Source organism: Massilia suwonensis (genome assembly GCF_042655665.1).
GTDB lineage: Bacteria > Pseudomonadota > Gammaproteobacteria > Burkholderiales > Burkholderiaceae_D > Telluria > Telluria suwonensis.
The window spans coordinates 103283-119017 of the sequence record NZ_JBHSMR010000013.1 but is presented as its reverse complement, the minus strand read 5'-3'; the positions used below and the strand labels follow the sequence as shown (position 1 = coordinate 119017).

The 15735-nt window shown below is 65.9% G+C and carries 10 protein-coding genes; 3 read left to right on the top strand and 7 right to left on the bottom strand.

The genetic code is table 11. The features are described from left to right. The first annotated feature begins 1 nt into the window (after position 1). The 3 genes from ACFPQ5_RS08435 (at position 2) to ACFPQ5_RS08425 (ending at position 4031) form a co-directional block, all read left to right on the top strand. The gene (locus tag ACFPQ5_RS08435; RefSeq protein ID WP_379753511.1) at positions 2 to 1450 is read left to right on the top strand and encodes a sensor histidine kinase; all 1449 of its coding nucleotides are present in this window, start codon (positions 2 to 4) and stop codon (positions 1448 to 1450) included. 273 nt (positions 1451 to 1723) lie between these two features. After that, positions 1724 to 3076, top strand: a complete 1353-nt coding sequence (locus ACFPQ5_RS08430; RefSeq protein WP_379753508.1) for a hypothetical protein — start codon at positions 1724 to 1726, stop codon at positions 3074 to 3076. Continuing rightward, a complete protein-coding gene (locus ACFPQ5_RS08425) occupies positions 3054 to 4031 on the top strand; it encodes a trypsin-like serine protease (protein WP_379753505.1) in 978 nt (325 codons plus the stop codon). The genes ACFPQ5_RS08430 and ACFPQ5_RS08425 overlap by 23 nt, the downstream gene beginning before the upstream one ends. Here ACFPQ5_RS08425 and ACFPQ5_RS08420 read toward each other — a convergent pair. The 7 genes from ACFPQ5_RS08420 to ACFPQ5_RS08390 all read right to left on the bottom strand — a co-directional run bounded on the left by ACFPQ5_RS08420 (position 4028) and on the right by ACFPQ5_RS08390 (position 15727). Beyond that, entirely contained in the window at positions 4028 to 6370 is a 2343-nt protein-coding gene (locus ACFPQ5_RS08420; RefSeq protein ID WP_379753502.1) for a DNA internalization-related competence protein ComEC/Rec2, read from the bottom strand. The genes ACFPQ5_RS08425 and ACFPQ5_RS08420 overlap by 4 nt on opposite strands. 158 nt (positions 6371 to 6528) lie before the next feature. Further along, positions 6529 to 8259, bottom strand: coding sequence for a T6SS immunity protein Tli4 family protein (locus ACFPQ5_RS08415; RefSeq protein WP_379753499.1), 1731 nt, complete (start codon positions 8257 to 8259; stop codon positions 6529 to 6531). Beyond that, the gene (locus tag ACFPQ5_RS08410; protein ID WP_379753496.1) at positions 8256 to 9992 is read right to left on the bottom strand and encodes a PGAP1-like alpha/beta domain-containing protein; all 1737 of its coding nucleotides are present in this window, start codon (positions 9990 to 9992) and stop codon (positions 8256 to 8258) included. The genes ACFPQ5_RS08415 and ACFPQ5_RS08410 overlap by 4 nt, the downstream gene beginning before the upstream one ends. Before the next feature lie 25 nt (positions 9993 to 10017). Beyond that, entirely contained in the window at positions 10018 to 12789 is a 2772-nt protein-coding gene (locus ACFPQ5_RS08405; protein ID WP_379753493.1) for a type VI secretion system Vgr family protein, read from the bottom strand. Positions 12790 to 12960: 171 nt separating this feature from the next. After that, positions 12961 to 13764 carry a TatD family hydrolase gene (locus ACFPQ5_RS08400; RefSeq protein ID WP_379753490.1) on the bottom strand — a complete coding sequence of 268 codons (804 nt, stop codon included), beginning with the start codon at positions 13762 to 13764 and terminating at the stop codon, positions 12961 to 12963. Between the two features lie 3 nt (positions 13765 to 13767). Then, positions 13768 to 14466, bottom strand: a complete 699-nt coding sequence (gene lolD, locus ACFPQ5_RS08395) for a lipoprotein-releasing ABC transporter ATP-binding protein LolD (RefSeq protein ID WP_379753487.1) — start codon at positions 14464 to 14466, stop codon at positions 13768 to 13770. Further along, positions 14459 to 15727 carry a lipoprotein-releasing ABC transporter permease subunit gene (locus ACFPQ5_RS08390; protein ID WP_379753484.1) on the bottom strand — a complete coding sequence of 423 codons (1269 nt, stop codon included), beginning with the start codon at positions 15725 to 15727 and terminating at the stop codon, positions 14459 to 14461. The genes lolD and ACFPQ5_RS08390 overlap by 8 nt, the downstream gene beginning before the upstream one ends. Positions 15728 to 15735 lie beyond the last annotated feature (8 nt).

Below are 15735 nucleotides of genomic sequence, written 5' to 3'. Positions count from 1 at the left end.
CATGGCGAGCACCCTTGGCCGTCCCGCCGGGCGGCTGTTCTGGAAGTTCTTCCTCTCGATCCTGCTGGCGCAAGTCGCGGCGGCGGTCGGCATCGGCAGTTATTTCTGGCTGCGCGAACAGGCGCGCCTGTCGACCACCGTCACCAGCATCGAGACCGGCCCGCCGGCCGCTTTCATGCTCGATTCGAGCGCCATCGCCCTCAAATACGGCGGCCTGCCGGCCCTGCGCGAGATCGTGCGGCCGGGCAGCCGCCATACCGTGTATATCGTCGACACCAGCGGGCGCGAGCTGCTCGGACGCGAAGTCGCCGCCGGCACGCTGGCGCAGGCGCGGCGCGAACTGGGAGTCGAGCGCCCGTTCCAGCCGGTGCGCGAACTGGTGGCGCCGGACGGCCGTCGCCTGCTCGCCTTCGTGCCGCGCCAGATGCGCACTGGCGCACCGGCAGCGCCCGGCCAGATGCCGGACGCGCGTCCTGGCGATCCACATGCGGGACCGGGCGGTCCCGGCTTCGGCCGCGGCGAAGGTCCGCGCGGCCCCTTCGGTCCCGGCTGGCCCTTCAGTAAACCAATTCCGCTGCTGGCCAGCGTTCTTGTCAGCCTGCTGTTCGCCTTCCTGCTGGCCTGGTATTTCTCGCGTCCGATCCGCGCCCTGCGCAAGGCCTTCGAGGCCGCCGCCGCCGGCGACCTGGCGCCGCGCTTCGCCGGCAGTCCGAGCGGCGGCGACGAATTGAACGACCTGGGACGCGACTTCGACCGCATGAGCGCGCGCCTGCGCGCCCTGATGGACGGCCAGCGCCGCCTGCTGCACGACGTCTCGCACGAGCTGCGTTCGCCGCTGGCGCGCCTGCAGGCGGCGATCGGGCTGGCGCACCAGCAGCCCGACAAGATGGCGGCCTCGCTGGAGCGCATCGAGCGCGAGAGCGTGCGCATGGACAGGCTGGTCGGCGAACTGCTGACGCTGTCGCGCCTGGAAGCCAATCCGGACCTGCCGAAACGCGAGCTTGTGGACATGGCCGAACTGGTCGACGGCATCGCCTCCGACGCGCGCTTCGAGGCAGGCCCCGACGGGCCGGACGTCGAGGTGCGGATCGAAGGGGAGCCGCAGGTACAGGGAGCGCCCGACCTGCTGTGGAGCGCCATCGAGAACGTGGTGCGCAACGCGGTCAAGCACGGCGGCGCGGGCGGCAGCGTCGAACTGCGCCTGCGCGCCGACGCCGGCCTGGTCCACCTCGACGTGCTCGATCGCGGCCCCGGCATCGCGCCGGACGACTTGCCGACCATCTTCCAGCCCTTCTTCCGTTCGAATCCGGCGAAGAACAACGTCGACGGCCACGGCCTGGGGCTGGCGATCGCCGAGCGGGTCGTGCATGCGCATGGCGGTACGATCCGGGTGCTGAACCGCGAAGGTGGCGGGCTGCAGGTAAGCGTCACGCTGCTGCAGGCGGGCTAAGCTCGCCATTTCATTTATGGGCTGTACGGCATTTCATTAACTTTGCTTTGGCAACAGATAATCGTCGTATGCCTCCAAGCGTTACCCAGATACCCGTCGCTTAATCACTACATTTCGGATTAATTCGCATCGCGGCTTCGAACTGCATCGAAACGAGCGTAGATTTAATTGCGTGATTTCGCCGATTCGCTCATTTAATAAGCCCGCGCCCGCTTTCAATTGCGGGCGGTCGGATTCTGCATTGCCAGCTGGATTGCCGCACTGGGGGATACCATGTGTTTGCGCAGGCAGTTGCTATTATCAGTCTCGGCACTCGGGTCGCTTGCCGGATGCGCCGGTGTCCGAGTTGTCAGTGTATCCCACCCAACCGAGCCCGAAGGCATCCCGTATTATCTGCCGCGACCGTATATCCAAGTATTCGAGCCCTTCATTATTGGCGCGTCGAATTATTTTGTCTCCGGCGTATTATCCGCAGATAAAAATTATCTGTTGATCGATAATGTAAAAGACCAAGGCGAATTGGGCAGTTTATTCAAGAGCGATTTGGGCAAGGATGCTGGCAGCCGTATTCCTGTGGCCGTGATACGCGCTCCCGGACGCGAGTTCGGAGCGACCGGCTCCCCGCAGGGCGCAACGGAGTCGGGGACTGGGCCAGCCGAAGGCAACACCGAGGAGAAGAGTGAGAGCAAAAAGGAAATCGCCCCTGCTGCGCCGGCGGACAGCGGCAAATACGGATTGTCGGTAACGACCACGCCGACGCCGTTCCCGCCCACGCTCGGGAGGCGCTTTTTCGACATTGTCTGGCTGCCTGATTTTGATGAAAAACACGTGGTGCAGGGAACACCGGGCCTGGGAAAGGCGGACATTGGCGTCGTTCTCACCCAGGGCTGGGGCTTGTATGGCATGAATGCGAAGATCGACAACAGCGCTCTGGCCCGTCCCTTCCTCGACTTCTATGCGTCCCTCGGCAAGCTGGCCGCAAGCAGGATCACCCCGGCGACTGCGCTGGGCGGCGCACCGCAAGGCGCGGTCGACACCAGTGACATGACGGCCGGACAGCGGGTCACGGTGAAGGTCACGAAGGCAACCGTGGCCGCGCCCGGCCTCTATCCGGTCCTAAAACCGGCCGAGATGGCGTCCGCGCGGGCGGCTGGCGCCGCGGATACCGGCAAGCGCCACCTGCCGGCGCCTCCCTTCACCAACATCGCCTTTAATACCTATGAAGCAATGCTGGTCGAAGCCGCCAAACCGAGCGGCGACAGCATTCCGGGCCTGCAGCAAGCGGCCCCGCCGCCGCCCTCGGTACCCCATGGCCGCGGTGCAGCCGACGCGCCTTATCCAGACCAACCGGATGCCGACAGTGTGGCGAGCCTGGAAAAAAACCTGAACGCCTTGCTGGCCAACCGGAAGAGTTCGACCTCCGGATTCTGGCAATTGAGCGGACTTGCGCTTGCCGGCGGCAAGCTCAAGGGGACCGCGACGCTCGTCGGCGGTAGCAGCAAGCCGCCACAGCTCAACACTCTGGAACAGCTCAAGGTCTTCCTCGCGGAGCAAACCGGGGCGCGCTTCCAGCCGAAGGACATTGAACTGGTGGAGGCCGGCGATGGCCAAAACTCGAACAGCTGAGAACACTTTCGATGGCCTGGGCGAAGAAGAGCAGCTAGCCATCGTCCGCCGTCTCTGCGGCCAGCGCGGCAAGCGCCTGGTGAGGAAGTTCGGCGCCTATGCGATTGGCGCCGGCTACAAGAAAACGGCCGGACGGGTTCTGCCCACTATCTGTATCGGCTTTCTGGTCGACGCTAAATCCGAGAGTCCCGCCAGACCAGTGCCGCACGAGATCACGACCTATGTCCGGCGCGGCGGCAGGCGCATCCGCTGCCAGGTGCCGACCGACGTTGAGGAAATCGGGGCCGGCCATCCGCAGAAGATGCAGAACCTTGCCAACGGCATCCATTCTAGCGCCGCCGCGAACGCGGCCCTGTCTCTGCGCGGGGCCGCCTGCTGCATCGTCGCCCAAACGGACAAGCCCGCAAACCGCTTCCTGCTTGGATGCCAGCATGTGCTGGCCCTGTCCCTGCTCGGTCGCCAGTGTGGCTGCATCGACTCCGTCATCCGCGCGAATGGCTCGCCGGAGGTGGTTGCGCGTCTGTACGAATACGCCGAGCTCACCCCATCGGGAAAACCCTGCCTGGACGCGGCTATCGCCTTGGCCAATCCGGCCGCCAAAATTTTCTGGGACGCCGGCAGGATCGTGCCGCAACGGGTCGAACCTGGAGTCAACCGCCCCCTGGACTGCACGATCTTCACGCCCAGAGGACCGCGCCCGGCCCGCTTCGTCAAGGAATGGGCAAATGTCCGGCTACCCTATCCAAGCTGCGGCATGGTGACGATCGCGGCCGCCTACCAGTTCGTGGCGGACACAGCCGCCGGCGACAGCGGCTCGCCTCTAATCGATCGCCAAGGCACGCTGCACGGAATGCATTTCTGGGGCGACCCAGGACAACAGCTGGCCTTTGCCATCCCGGCGTTCATGCTGTTCCAGCCCGGGCTGTTCTCGATTGAGATCGCGCTCGCGTCCTAGCGATCGTACCAGTAGCGACCATGCGCGACACGGTGTTCCTCCACGCCGAGCGTATTGCCGAAGTCGAAACGCAGCGCACCCGAGTCATCGGTGCGCAAACGTTGGACCGCCATAACACCGTAACGCTCAAACACCTCCTGTTTCGGGTGCCGGTAGCGGTTGCGATAACCCACCTGGAACACCCCGATCGCCGGCCGCACCGCCGCCAGGAAGGCGGGACTGGACGAGGTGCCGCTGCCGTGGTGCGGCGCCAGCAGCACGTCGGCACGCAGCTTATCGGAGCTGGCGCTAACCAGTGCCGCTTCCTGGGCCGCCTCGATATCACCTGCCAGCAGCACCGCCCTGCCCTGCGCGGAGATTCGCAAGGTACAGCTGCGCGCATTCGCCTTCAGGACCGGATCGTCATAGCTGGCGGACGTCGGCTGCAGCATCTCGAAGACGACGCCATCCCACTCCCAGCGCTGGCCGGCGACGCAGCGCTCGTGGCGGCGCGCCGCCTGGACGATGCGGTGTCCCGCGCCGAGCGAGCTGCTCACGCTGGCCACCGGCAGCGCGTCGAGCAGGGTCAGGGCGCCGCCTGCGTGATCGACGTCGCTGTGCGAGACGACCACGCTGTCCAGGCGCCGGATGCCGCGCGCACGCAGGTACGGCAGCAGCACACGGCTGCCCGCATCCTGGCCGGGCGCATACTGCGGGCCGGTGTCGTAGAGCAGCCGGTGCCCGCTCGTCTCGACCAGCAGCGCCATGCCCTGGCCGACGTCGAAGGCGGTGACGCTGAAGCTGCCCGGTGGCGGGTGCGAGGGCTGCAGCAGGAACAGCGGCAACCAGGCAGCGGCGCCGGTCCAGCGATGGGGCCAGCCGCGCGGCGCCAGCATCCAGGCGGTACCGAGCAGGGCCAGCACGAACAGCCAGGGCGGCGGCGCGGGTGCGCTGAAGACGGCGAGCGGCATCCTGGCCAGCCATGCGAGCACCCATGCCAGCCAGTCGAGCACGAGATGTGCGGCAGCCAGCACCGGGCCGTTCAGCGGCGCCGGCAGCAGGCTGCCGAACAGCGCCAGCGGCGTGACGACGAAACTCACCGCAGGGATCGCCAGCGCATTCGCCAGCGGCCCCACCACTGACACCTGCGAGAACAACAGCAGCGTCAGCGGCACCAGCCCGAGCGTGACCGCATACTGGGTGCGTGAGGCCAGCTGCAGGCTGCCGCGCCAGCCGTGGGCGGCTTGGGTCCTGCCGACACCCGCATACAGGATCACGCCGACCGCGCCGAACGAGAGCCAGAAACCCGGCCACAGCACGGCCCACGGGTCGAGCAGCACCACCAGCCCGAGCGCCAGGCACAGGACGTGCGACACGCTGGCCAGGCGCCCCATCCACAGGGCCGCGGCCACCACCGCCAGCATGTACAGGGTGCGCTGCGCCGGCACGCCGAAACCGGCCAGCAGCACGTACAGCAGCGCCGCCGCGGCACCCGCCAGGGCCGCCACCTTCTGCGCCGGCAGCAGCAGCGGCAACTGCGCGCGCGTAAAGAAGGAGCGGCGCCACAGGCTGGATGCCGCCATTGCCGCCATCCCCGCCACCATCGTGATGTGCAGGCCCGAGATCGCGACCAGGTGGCTGACGCCGGTCCGGTTGAAGACATCCCAGTCCGGCTGCTCGATGCCGCGCTGGTCGCCGACGACAAGGGCCACGATCACGCCTGCGTAGGGCTTGCCCTCCAGCGCTGCAAGGATGCGCGCGCGCAGGGCATCGCGGCAGCGCTCGACCAGATGGCCCGGCGTGAGGACGAAATCGGCGAGCCTGCCGTTGCCCGGCGCGGCCCGCACGTAGCCGGTGGCGCGGATCCCCTGCCCCAGCAGCCAGGCCTCGTAGTCGGAGCCGTGCGGATTGGCGTTGCCGTGCGGGCGCTGCAGGCGCACCCTCAGGCGCCAGCGTTCGCCCGGACGCAGCTGCAGGCGCTCGCCATCGGCGCGGTACCAGGACAGGGCGAGCATCGGCGGTATCGTCGTTTGTGCTGTCAGGACCTGCTCGACTTCGAACTGGAAGCGCACGCCCTGGCCGAAGTCGTGCGGGAGTTTGGCGACGGTGCCGACGATGTCGATGTCGCGGCCTTCATCAAGCTTGGCCAGTTGCGGCGCGATCGCCAGGTGTGCCAGGAAGGCAGCCCAGGCGAAGCCGGCCAGGGTGCCGGCAATCGCCGCGCGGACCGTGCCGCGCAATGCGAGCAGGAGCGCGAGCGCCGCCGCGAGGCAGGCGGCGATCTGCCATGTCGCCGGGAGCGTGGCGCGTGTCTGCAGGAAGGCCGCGCCGGCGACGAAGCTGAGAATGGTGGAGCGCATCGTGCGCGCTTGCGGGTTGTGGGGCCGTCAGGTGGCTGGGCGGGCGGGTGCGTGCCGTCTGGGTCTTTCGCGCAATTGCCCGGCAGTCCAGGTTGCAGCCAATCCAGCGCCGATTGCGACAATGCCAAGCGTCGCCACCCGCCTCCAGAGCAGGCGCATCATGCCGATTCCTCAGCGCCGCGGCTCCCCTGCACTGGCGAATCGGCAAGCCGCATCAGGCGCCATTCACCGCGACGCTCGATCGACTGCGCTCCATGCGCCGAGCGCCCGAACGCCCCGGGCGGAAGCGCGAACGTTGCCGAAGGCAGCAAGCTCCCCCGTGCGAACCAGCGCGTGCCATCCAGTGCGCGTGGGTCTTCGCAGCGCCACCAGCCGCTGGCTGGACAGGGCACGCCAGTGGCAGCGAAACTGCCGACCGGTACACCCTGCTCTTCCATGATGCGCGGCCCTGTAGCGGAACCACTCATGCCCGCCGCCGCAGCAGGTGTCGCCTGCGCCAGCGGCAGAGCCGAAGGTACGCGCTTGCGATTGCGTTTGTCGACCAGCTTCCAAGAAGTCTGGGTTGCCGACTCGAAGCTCGGCTGCACGCCCCGCAGCTTTTCCCACATTGTCTGCGGTGGGAGCAACAAGGCCTGCGGCATGCGGTCGCCCTTCTTGATGTACTGGCGCTGCCCACCGAGCACACCGATCCCGTCACCGCCGTCGCCACACAGCCACCAGCCGCTTTCGGGACAGCGATCGCCAGCCAAGGCGTGGGTGCCGAGTGGAGTTGGCGGCGGCTCTGCTTCGACAGGCTTGCGTTCTTGCGTGGGACGCAGTCGAATGCTGGATGAAATCTTGTCCCACAGTGCCATTGCGGCGTCCTGCGACAACGACGAAGGAACTGGTCCGTTATCACTCTTACCAGTTTCCATGGTAAAAGAAAGGTGGGGAATGAAGACATTGTCCTCGGTTCCATTTATCTCCCACCAAAATCCATAAACGACTGCATCATTTTTTTCGACCCCGCGTGTGACCAACTCATCGCCGACGATGCCGCCTATCGTTCGCGGCTCTGCACGGAGGTTGGAGAGCCGCGCCTTGTCCGATGCGGACATTTTCGCATCCACATCCGCACTCCGCTGAAGCAGAGTTTGCTCCTCCGGTTTGTTTCCAGCTGCCAAAATTAGCATGAGGTCGATATCAGGATGGCTTGGTAACATCGCGCGCATGATGATTTGTTCGCCTTGATCAGCGGTGAGCGGATCACGAAACCAAGCTCGATCGATGCAGAAACCCGGTTCTTTCGGCGCTTCGTTAGTCGGATTCGGCACCAGCTTGGCGACTAGCTTGGACAGATTTTCGATCTTTGCAGGGTCGTAATCGGGTGCTGATAGATCGAAACTCAGACCCTGTCCATGCACCAGGGCTTCGATCGCAACGCCTTCAAAGCGGTAACGCTCCTGTTCCAACCCCCGCATTCGCGTTCCTTCCATTACCGTCCGGCTATGAACGAAAATCTTGCCGATGACGCCGTTCTCAGTCTTCACCTCCCTGACCGATTCGACGTTCTTGTTCCCGCCGAGGCGGTCGGGCGTAGCCCGCAGGCGTGCCTCGCGCTGGGCAAGGCGGACTTGAAAATCGGCTTCCGACTCGTCGAGCGACGAAATATCGAAGCCGTGTATCCGCGGCTTGGCCAGCTCAAGCCTTGTTTCTTCTGGCAGATCAACCAGGAACCTGCCGATGCATACCGTGGTCATCTTCTGGGTCATTCGCGCCACCTCGTCTTTGTCCCGTTGTGCCGCCGCGCGCTGCCCGCGAACCTCGCCAATGGCCCAGGCTCCCGTCATTCCGGCGATAATCACTCCAGCCAGCAGTCTTGCCAGCCCGTTCCGGAGCCAACGCTTCACGTCGTCTCCTGCACGATCTTCACGACCAGCCGCAGGGTCAGCAACAACATATCGGGATGCTTGTACGAACCCTGATGGTCGTAACCCTGCGTCGCGAACACCTGCTTGGCCTTTCCGCTGGGTCCAGTTCCTGACTGGTAAGGAACGGTGCCGTCGCCACGCGCGTCCTGCTCCTCCAGTGCGAACAGCAGCTCGGTCTTTTCTTCCAGGCGCACACGGCGCTGGCCTAGCGTAGTGTGACCGACAAAATGTGCGGCATTGACGTTCGCCGCGGTGACGACGGTTGCAGCTCCGGCTTGTTGCCTTGCGACCCAGCGCACCTGGCCATATGAGCGTTTGTGCTGGTCGTTGCCGTAAAACGCGTACGTGTTTGGATGATAATAATCGCCCAGCGACCGGTGGAATGTCTCGGCAGTGTTAACCGCCGCGATAATGGCCTTCTCGACCCCTTTTTCTGTTTCTTTGTGTTTCCCCGCAGGGTCCGCCAAGGCCGGGTTGATCAAACGATACCAAGGGCTCATATCCCTGTATATGTCGTAGGGATTTGGCGATGTCGGTCCAGGAAAGTGCAGACAGTCGATGGACGTAGGGTTATTGCCCGCCGAATTAACTTTGCTTGCTCCGTTCACAGGCTGAGGTTTACCAATAGACGTCGTGACGCGAACATGCAGCCACGGACCGGGATAGAGATGATTCGGCAGCAGTTCAAGCGCGCCCGGCGAGGTTGCCAGCACGGGCGTCGTCTTGTCGGTCGTCTCCCCCAGAATTTTTGCCAGCGCGGACGCGGCCATGTTGTCGAGTGGGCCGTTGTCGGGACTCGAACTCTCGGTGCCGCAGGCCATGCGTCGGTACGCCGCCGGCGCCCCAAAAGCGGGCATGACGCCATGAATGACGCCGGCGATCCTGTGGGGAATGCGTTTGGCGCACGCGCGTGCTACCAGCCCACCCATCGAGTGCGTGATGAGAATGACCTGTTCGCAGTGCCGTTTAGCGCTTTTCCAGAAAGCGATGATCTCGTTAATCCGGCTTTCCAGCCGCTCCGACGAGATCGCGCAATCCTCGAGCCAGTTATAACCGACAGCGTAGACCGGAAAATAGCGCTTGGCGTGTTTGGCGAGATGTTTTTCCGTCAGCGGCTCGAATTCACGCACGCCCCACTTGCTCGGTTCGCAGGACATGACGTCCTTCCAGTGCTGCAACAGATAGCGCTCCTTCTTGATTTCGTCGAAACCGAACGTCTGGTTCAGGCGGGTTTGTAGTGCATGCAGCAAGATGCCATACGAATCAGCGTGCACTTCGCCCCAGCCTTGCTTGCGCATCTCCGATTCCGACAACTCATATCCTTCGACGGAATCGAGCAATGCGATAGCGCCCCGCCCGTCAACTTCCAGCGTGGGACCATCGAAGAGCTTCTGGCGCTCCGCGGCAGATCGCTGTTCCCAGAATTTCACCGCCAGCAGTCCCTCCTTTATTCCATTGGGCGGACGCCATACCACTTCCCCTGGATCGGCCTTCCCGTTTTTCTCGTTACTCCGCATGGGCCGCGGATGCATCTTCGCCCGCAAATTCGTCCCCATAATCCCCGGCACCACGATCACCGGAATCACATGATTCGGCGGCTTCAAGCCCATGCCGCGAATCGTGTACTCGGTCGAGGACATGAAGGAATTGACCTCCCAGCCGCCGTGGGCCAAGGGAATCAGCGGCGGTAGCGGCCTGGTCGATTCAGTCATGGGAGTGGCGCCTGCAGGCCGGCGTTCAGTCAAGCAGTTCGAAGCGGACAGGTCCGAGCGTGGCGCTCTGGACCAGGGAGGTGCGGCCGTCCTCGTCGCTGGTGCCGGCAATCGTGCTGCCGTCCTCGAGGTGGGCGATATAGCGCTGCAGGGGAATCGGATCGCGCGTCTGCAGGTCGCGCAGCACCATGCGCTCGTCGGTGCGGATGTTCGATTTGGAGAAATCGAGCGTCGTCGGCGTGCCGCCGCCCGGCCCTGCGTGCACGATCGCCGACGCCTTGATCATATGCTTGCCGCTGCCTTGCTGGGTAATCGTTCCGTCCGCCCATTCGGTCTGCGCGCCGCGCGAGACGATGCGCACCAGCGGCGCCTCGATGTGGATCGCCTCCGACGAGATCAGGCTGATGCGCTTGTGGGCGCGGACCTGAATCCCACCCCGCCGCGCCTCCAGCGTCACGTCGCCGTCGGCGGCGACCAGCTTGACGCCGAGTGCATGGGCGAATGCGCTGATGCCGCGCGCCGCGCGCACGAAGACATTGCGGCCGGCGGAGATTTGGGTGTCGCCGCCGCTGACCACGTCCACCTTCTTTTCCGCTCCGAGCGCCACGTTCTGCTGGCTCGCCAGGACGACGCCGGCGGGCGCCGTCACGGCGACGATGGGAGCGCCCCCCTTCCCGCCCGGTGTCCCTGGCGCGACGTTGCTGCCCTCATCCCAGGTCCTGATCTTGTCCGCCAGTTCAGCAAGCCGCCCGCTGGCCTGTTCGTCGCCGGCATGGTGCTCGGCCAGTTTCGCCATCTCGTCGGCTACGCTCTGCATCAACTGCGCCAGCCCCAGCAGGCCACTGCGGGACAGCTGCTGCCCACTTTCGTTGGATGCCGCCTCGGCGCTGACCAGCACCCCTTTCTTGCCCCGAATCGCCACCGCATGATCGCTGCGCAGCTCCGCCCCCTCGCCCCGCGCCTTGCCTTCGCCATTCGCCCGCGCCCGCGTCATCCACCCGAGATTCAGTTCCGACGCCCCATGGTCGCTCGCCACCTGAACGCCGATCTCGCCGCGGGTGTCGTCGAAACGCAGCTGGCTGCCGCGGCGCCCGCCCACTTCGCGCGAACGCAGGCCGGACAGGTAGCGGTTGCCGGGCAGTTCGCCCTTCGGGCTCAGGGCCGGCGGCGCGGCCTGGCCGTTGAAGAGCTGGGCCAGCACGATGGGCTTGTCGGGGTCGCCGCCGAGGAAGGCGACCAGCACTTCGCTGCCCACGCGCGGCAGGCTGATGCTGCCGTTCTGCTGGTGGCTGCCGGGGCCGTTGCCGGCCCAGTTCGAGGCGACGCGCACCCAGGCCGAGTCGAGCGGCGAGCCGGAGGCGCCGGCGCCGTGGGCGTGCTCGTGGTCGCGCATGCGCATGCCGGGGAAGCGGATCTTGACGCGTCCCAGGCTGTCGCAATGCACCTCCTCGTTGGCGGGGCCGACGACGATCGCGCTTTGCAGCTGCGGATGCGGCAGGTCGACGCGCGGATCGAAGGCCGGCACCACCGGCACGCCGCAGCGCACTGCCGTGAAGCGTACCTGCACCGGCGCGCCGCCGAGAGGCGCGGTCCAGCCGGAACGGGCCAGCAGGCGCTCGGCGCGCAGGTTCATGTCGCCCGGCAGGTTGTTGCGGATGCTGGCGTGCAGTGCGGTGATGAGGAAATCGCGCTCGTCCTCGGGATGGCCGTCGATCTCGGGATGGCCCTCGAACGTGAAGGACTGGCCGGCGCAGAAGTCGCGCACCGTGCCCTCGCCCTGAAAACACTTGGCCTCGAAGCCGTGGCGCGCCATGCGCAGCTGGCCCAGGCGCGCGTGGTCTTCGCCGTCGCTGCCGGCGTGCGGGGTGTCGAGCAGGTAGTCGTCGAGGCTGGCCGCCAGCGCGTTGCCATGTCCGCCCTGGTCGAATTCAGCGCGTGCGCCGGTCGCCATGAAGCGCTCGCCGCCGGGATGCTTGTAGTCCCAGCTGTGGCGCGAGGCGAGTCCCGGCTGCAGCGTGCGCGCGGCGCTCCAGGCGGTGATGGTGTCGCGTTCCTCGGTGGCGTCGTCGCGGTGGAAGCGCACGGTGCCGGCGGCGTTGCGGGGCAGCCTGGCGTCTTCGCCGAACAGCACCAGGGTATGTGCGGGGACGCGGTCGTGCTCGGGGTCGACGGCGCTGGCGCGGCTGCGGCCCGGACGCACGCACCAGGAGATGCCGCGCCGGCGCAGCAGGCGGCGCACGAAGCCGGCGTCGGACTCGTTGTACTGCATGGTCTGTTCGCGCGCCGGGTACCGGGCAGGATCGAGCAACGTATCGAGCTCGTATTCGAAGGCGCCGGCCAGCACCGCGTTCGCATGGCGCCATTCGTCGAACAGCACCTGCACGATGGCGAGCTCGTTCTGGTTGCGGAAGATGCGGCTGTTGACGCGCTTTTCCATGACGGCCAGCGCGTCGCGCAACACCAGCTGATAGCTCGTGAGGGAGCCGTCGCTGTCGCCGGCGCGCGCTTCGGTGACGATGCCGCAGATGCTGCGCAAGGCGCCGCGGTCGGTGACGATCTGCACTTCGGCCGGCAGCGCGATGAAGTCTTTCAGCGCCAGCGCCGGATCGCTGGAGACGCAGGCGACGCGGTACTCGATGCCGCCACAGATGGACTCGCTGCCCACGATCTGCTGCGGCAGCAGCAGGTCATCGAACAGTCCCTCCGGATGCGCAAGGCGCAGGCGCAGCGCGCGGTGCGCCGTGCTCAGTGACTGTTCGTGCCGCAGCACCCGCAGGAAGGCACTCGCGCTGTCCACATTCCTCTCCCATGCCGAAAGGGCCATGGTCCCATGAACCCGACAATACCTGGTTGCGGTGAATCATCGTGTCCAGGGAGAATGTGGCGAACTTTGCACGCGTTCGACCGTCGTCTGGTTGCCTGCACAGCAGAGTTCGGCCAGCGCAAATAGTTCCGCCGGACCTGTGTTTTATTCCGCCAGCAGGGCCTGCAAACGGGGTATCGCGGCCAGGGAACTGTGCCAGGCGCCGGCCGCGACTTCGGCCGGGTCGACGCCGCGCAGCTCGGCCAGCGCCGCGCCGATCCGCGGCAGCTGTTCCGGGCTGTTGCGCGCCGGGTGGATCCAGCTGGGCGAGATGTCCGGCGCATCGGTTTCCAGCACGATCCGGTCCAGCGGCAGGTTGCTTGCCAGGCGCCGGATCTGCAGCGCGCGCGTAAAGGTCATGGCGCCGCCGAAGCCCAGGTGCATGCCGAGCTTCATGAAGGTCTGCGCCTGCTGCTCGCTGCCGTTGAAGGCGTGGGCGATGCCGCCCGGCGGCCCGATCTGGCGCAGGTGTTTCAGCACCTGGTCCTGCGAGCGGCGCACGTGGGTCAGCACCGGCAGATCGAAGTCGCGCGCGATGCGCAGCTGTTCGCGAAAGAGGCGTTCCTGCTTCTCGCGCATGTACGGCTCGCACAGCATGGGGATGAAGAAGTCGAGGCCGATCTCGCCGATGGCCACGAAGCACGGATCAATCATCGCTTTTTCCACCGCGGCGCGCAGCAGCGCGAGGTCTTCGTCGCGCGCCTGCGGCACGTAGATCGGATGGATGCCGAGCGCATAGCTGGCGTTCGGCGCCGCATGCGCGAGCCGCGCTACAGTCTCGAAATTCGCGCGCTCGACGGCCGGGATCACGATCATCGACACGCCAGCCGCACGCGCCTGATCCGCCACGTCCAGCGAGGCGTCGCCGAATTCGTGCGCGTCCAGGTGGCAGTGGGTGTCGATCCACATGTCTTAGTCCTCCAGCGGCACCAGTCCGTGCTCGGTCAGGCGCAGCGCGCGGTCGCAGCGGCGGGCCAGTTCCATGTCGTGGGTGACGATGACGAAGGCCGTGCCCAGGGTACGCGACAGTTCCAGCATCAGGTCGAAGATGACGAGCGCCGTCGTATGGTCGAGGTTACCGGTCGGTTCGTCAGCCAGCACGCAGGCCGGCTGCGTGACCAGCGCGCGCGCCAGGGCCACGCGCTGGCGTTCGCCGCCGGACAATTCGCCCGGCCGGTGCACGACGCGCCTGGCAAGACCCACGCGCGCCAGGATGGCCTGCGCTTGGCTTGCCGCCTGCGCGCGCTTCTCGCGCCGGATCATTAGCGGCATGGCCACGTTGTCGAGCGCCGAGAATTCCGGCAGCAGGTGGTGGAACTGGTAGACGAAGCCGAGCGAGGAATTACGCAGGTCGCCGCGGCGGGTCTCCGACAGGGTCGCGAAGTCTTCGCCCAGCAGGGTCACCGAGCCGCCGGTCGGCGTATCCAGGCCGCCCAGCAAATGCAGCAGCGTCGACTTGCCCGAACCGGACGCGCCGACGATCGCCACGCGCTCGCCCCTGGCGATCGAAAAATCGATCTTGTCCAGCACCTGCACCTGGTAGTCGCCCTGCTTGAAGGTTTTACTCAGGCCGCGGCAGGCCAGTACCGGCTGATTCATCGCGTCATTCATAGCGCAGCGCCTCCGCCGGTTTCACGCGCGAAGCCGACCAGCTCGGATACAGCGTGGCGGCAAACGCCAGGATCACGGAGACGATGCCGATGCTGGCCACGTCCGGCCAGCGCAGCTCGGACGGCACGGCCGTGAATTGGTAAATATCCTTGGACAAGAACTGCACTCCCAATAACTGTTCAATGAATGGAACGATGACGTCGATGTTCAGCGCGACCAGCACCCCGCCGCCCACGCCCAGCACGGTGCCGAGCAGGCCGGCCACCGCGCCCTGCACCACGAAGATCTTCATGATCGAGCGCGGCGAGGCGCCCAGGGTGCGCAGGATCGCGATGTCGGCCTGTTTGTCGGTCACCGTCATCACCAGGGTCGAGACCAGGTTGAAGGCGGCCACCGTCACGATCAGGGTCAGGATAATGAACATCATCTTCTTCTCGGTCTGTACGGCGCCGAACCAGACCGCGTTCAGCTTCGACCAGTCGCGCATCACGAGGTCGCCCGACATCGACTTCTTTAATTCCTCTGCCACTTGCGGCGCGACGTGCATGTCCCTGATGCGCAGGCGCAGGCCGGCGGGCGCATCGAGGCGCTCCATCTTCTCGGCGTCCTGCAAACTGACGAAGGCCATGCCGGCATCGAACTCGGCATGGCCCGCTTCGAAGATGCCCGACACGGTGAAGGTGCGCATGCGCGGCAGCAGGCCGGCCGGCGTGGCCTGGGCCTGCGCCAGCAGCATGGTGACCTTGTCGCCGACCTGCAGGTTCAGCGCCCCGGCCAGCGCGTAGCCGAGCACGATGTTGAAGCTGCCCGGCGTCAGTGTATCGATGCGGCCCTGGCGCATGGTGTTGGCGACTTCGGACACATTGCGCTCCGCTTCCGGCAGGATGCCGCGCACCACGGCCGGACGCATTGCGCCGTCCCTTTGCTGCAGCAGCGCTTCGCTCTGCACGAAGGGCGCGGCGCCCAGCACCGAAGGATTGCGCAGCGCTTCCTTGGCCGCCTCCTGCCACTGCGGCATGCTGCCGCGCGCGTCGAAGACCTCGATGTGGGCCAGCACCGACAGCATGCGGTCGGTCACCTGTTTCTGAAAGCCGTTCATCACCGAGAGCACGATGATCAGGGCCGCCACGCCGAGCGCGATGCCGGCCACTGAGATCAGGGAGATGAAGGAAATGAAGCCGCTGTTGTCGCTGCCCTTGCCGGCGCGCGTGTAGCGCAGGCCGACCAGCCACTCGAAGGGCAATTTATGGATGATGCTCATGTTCGTGT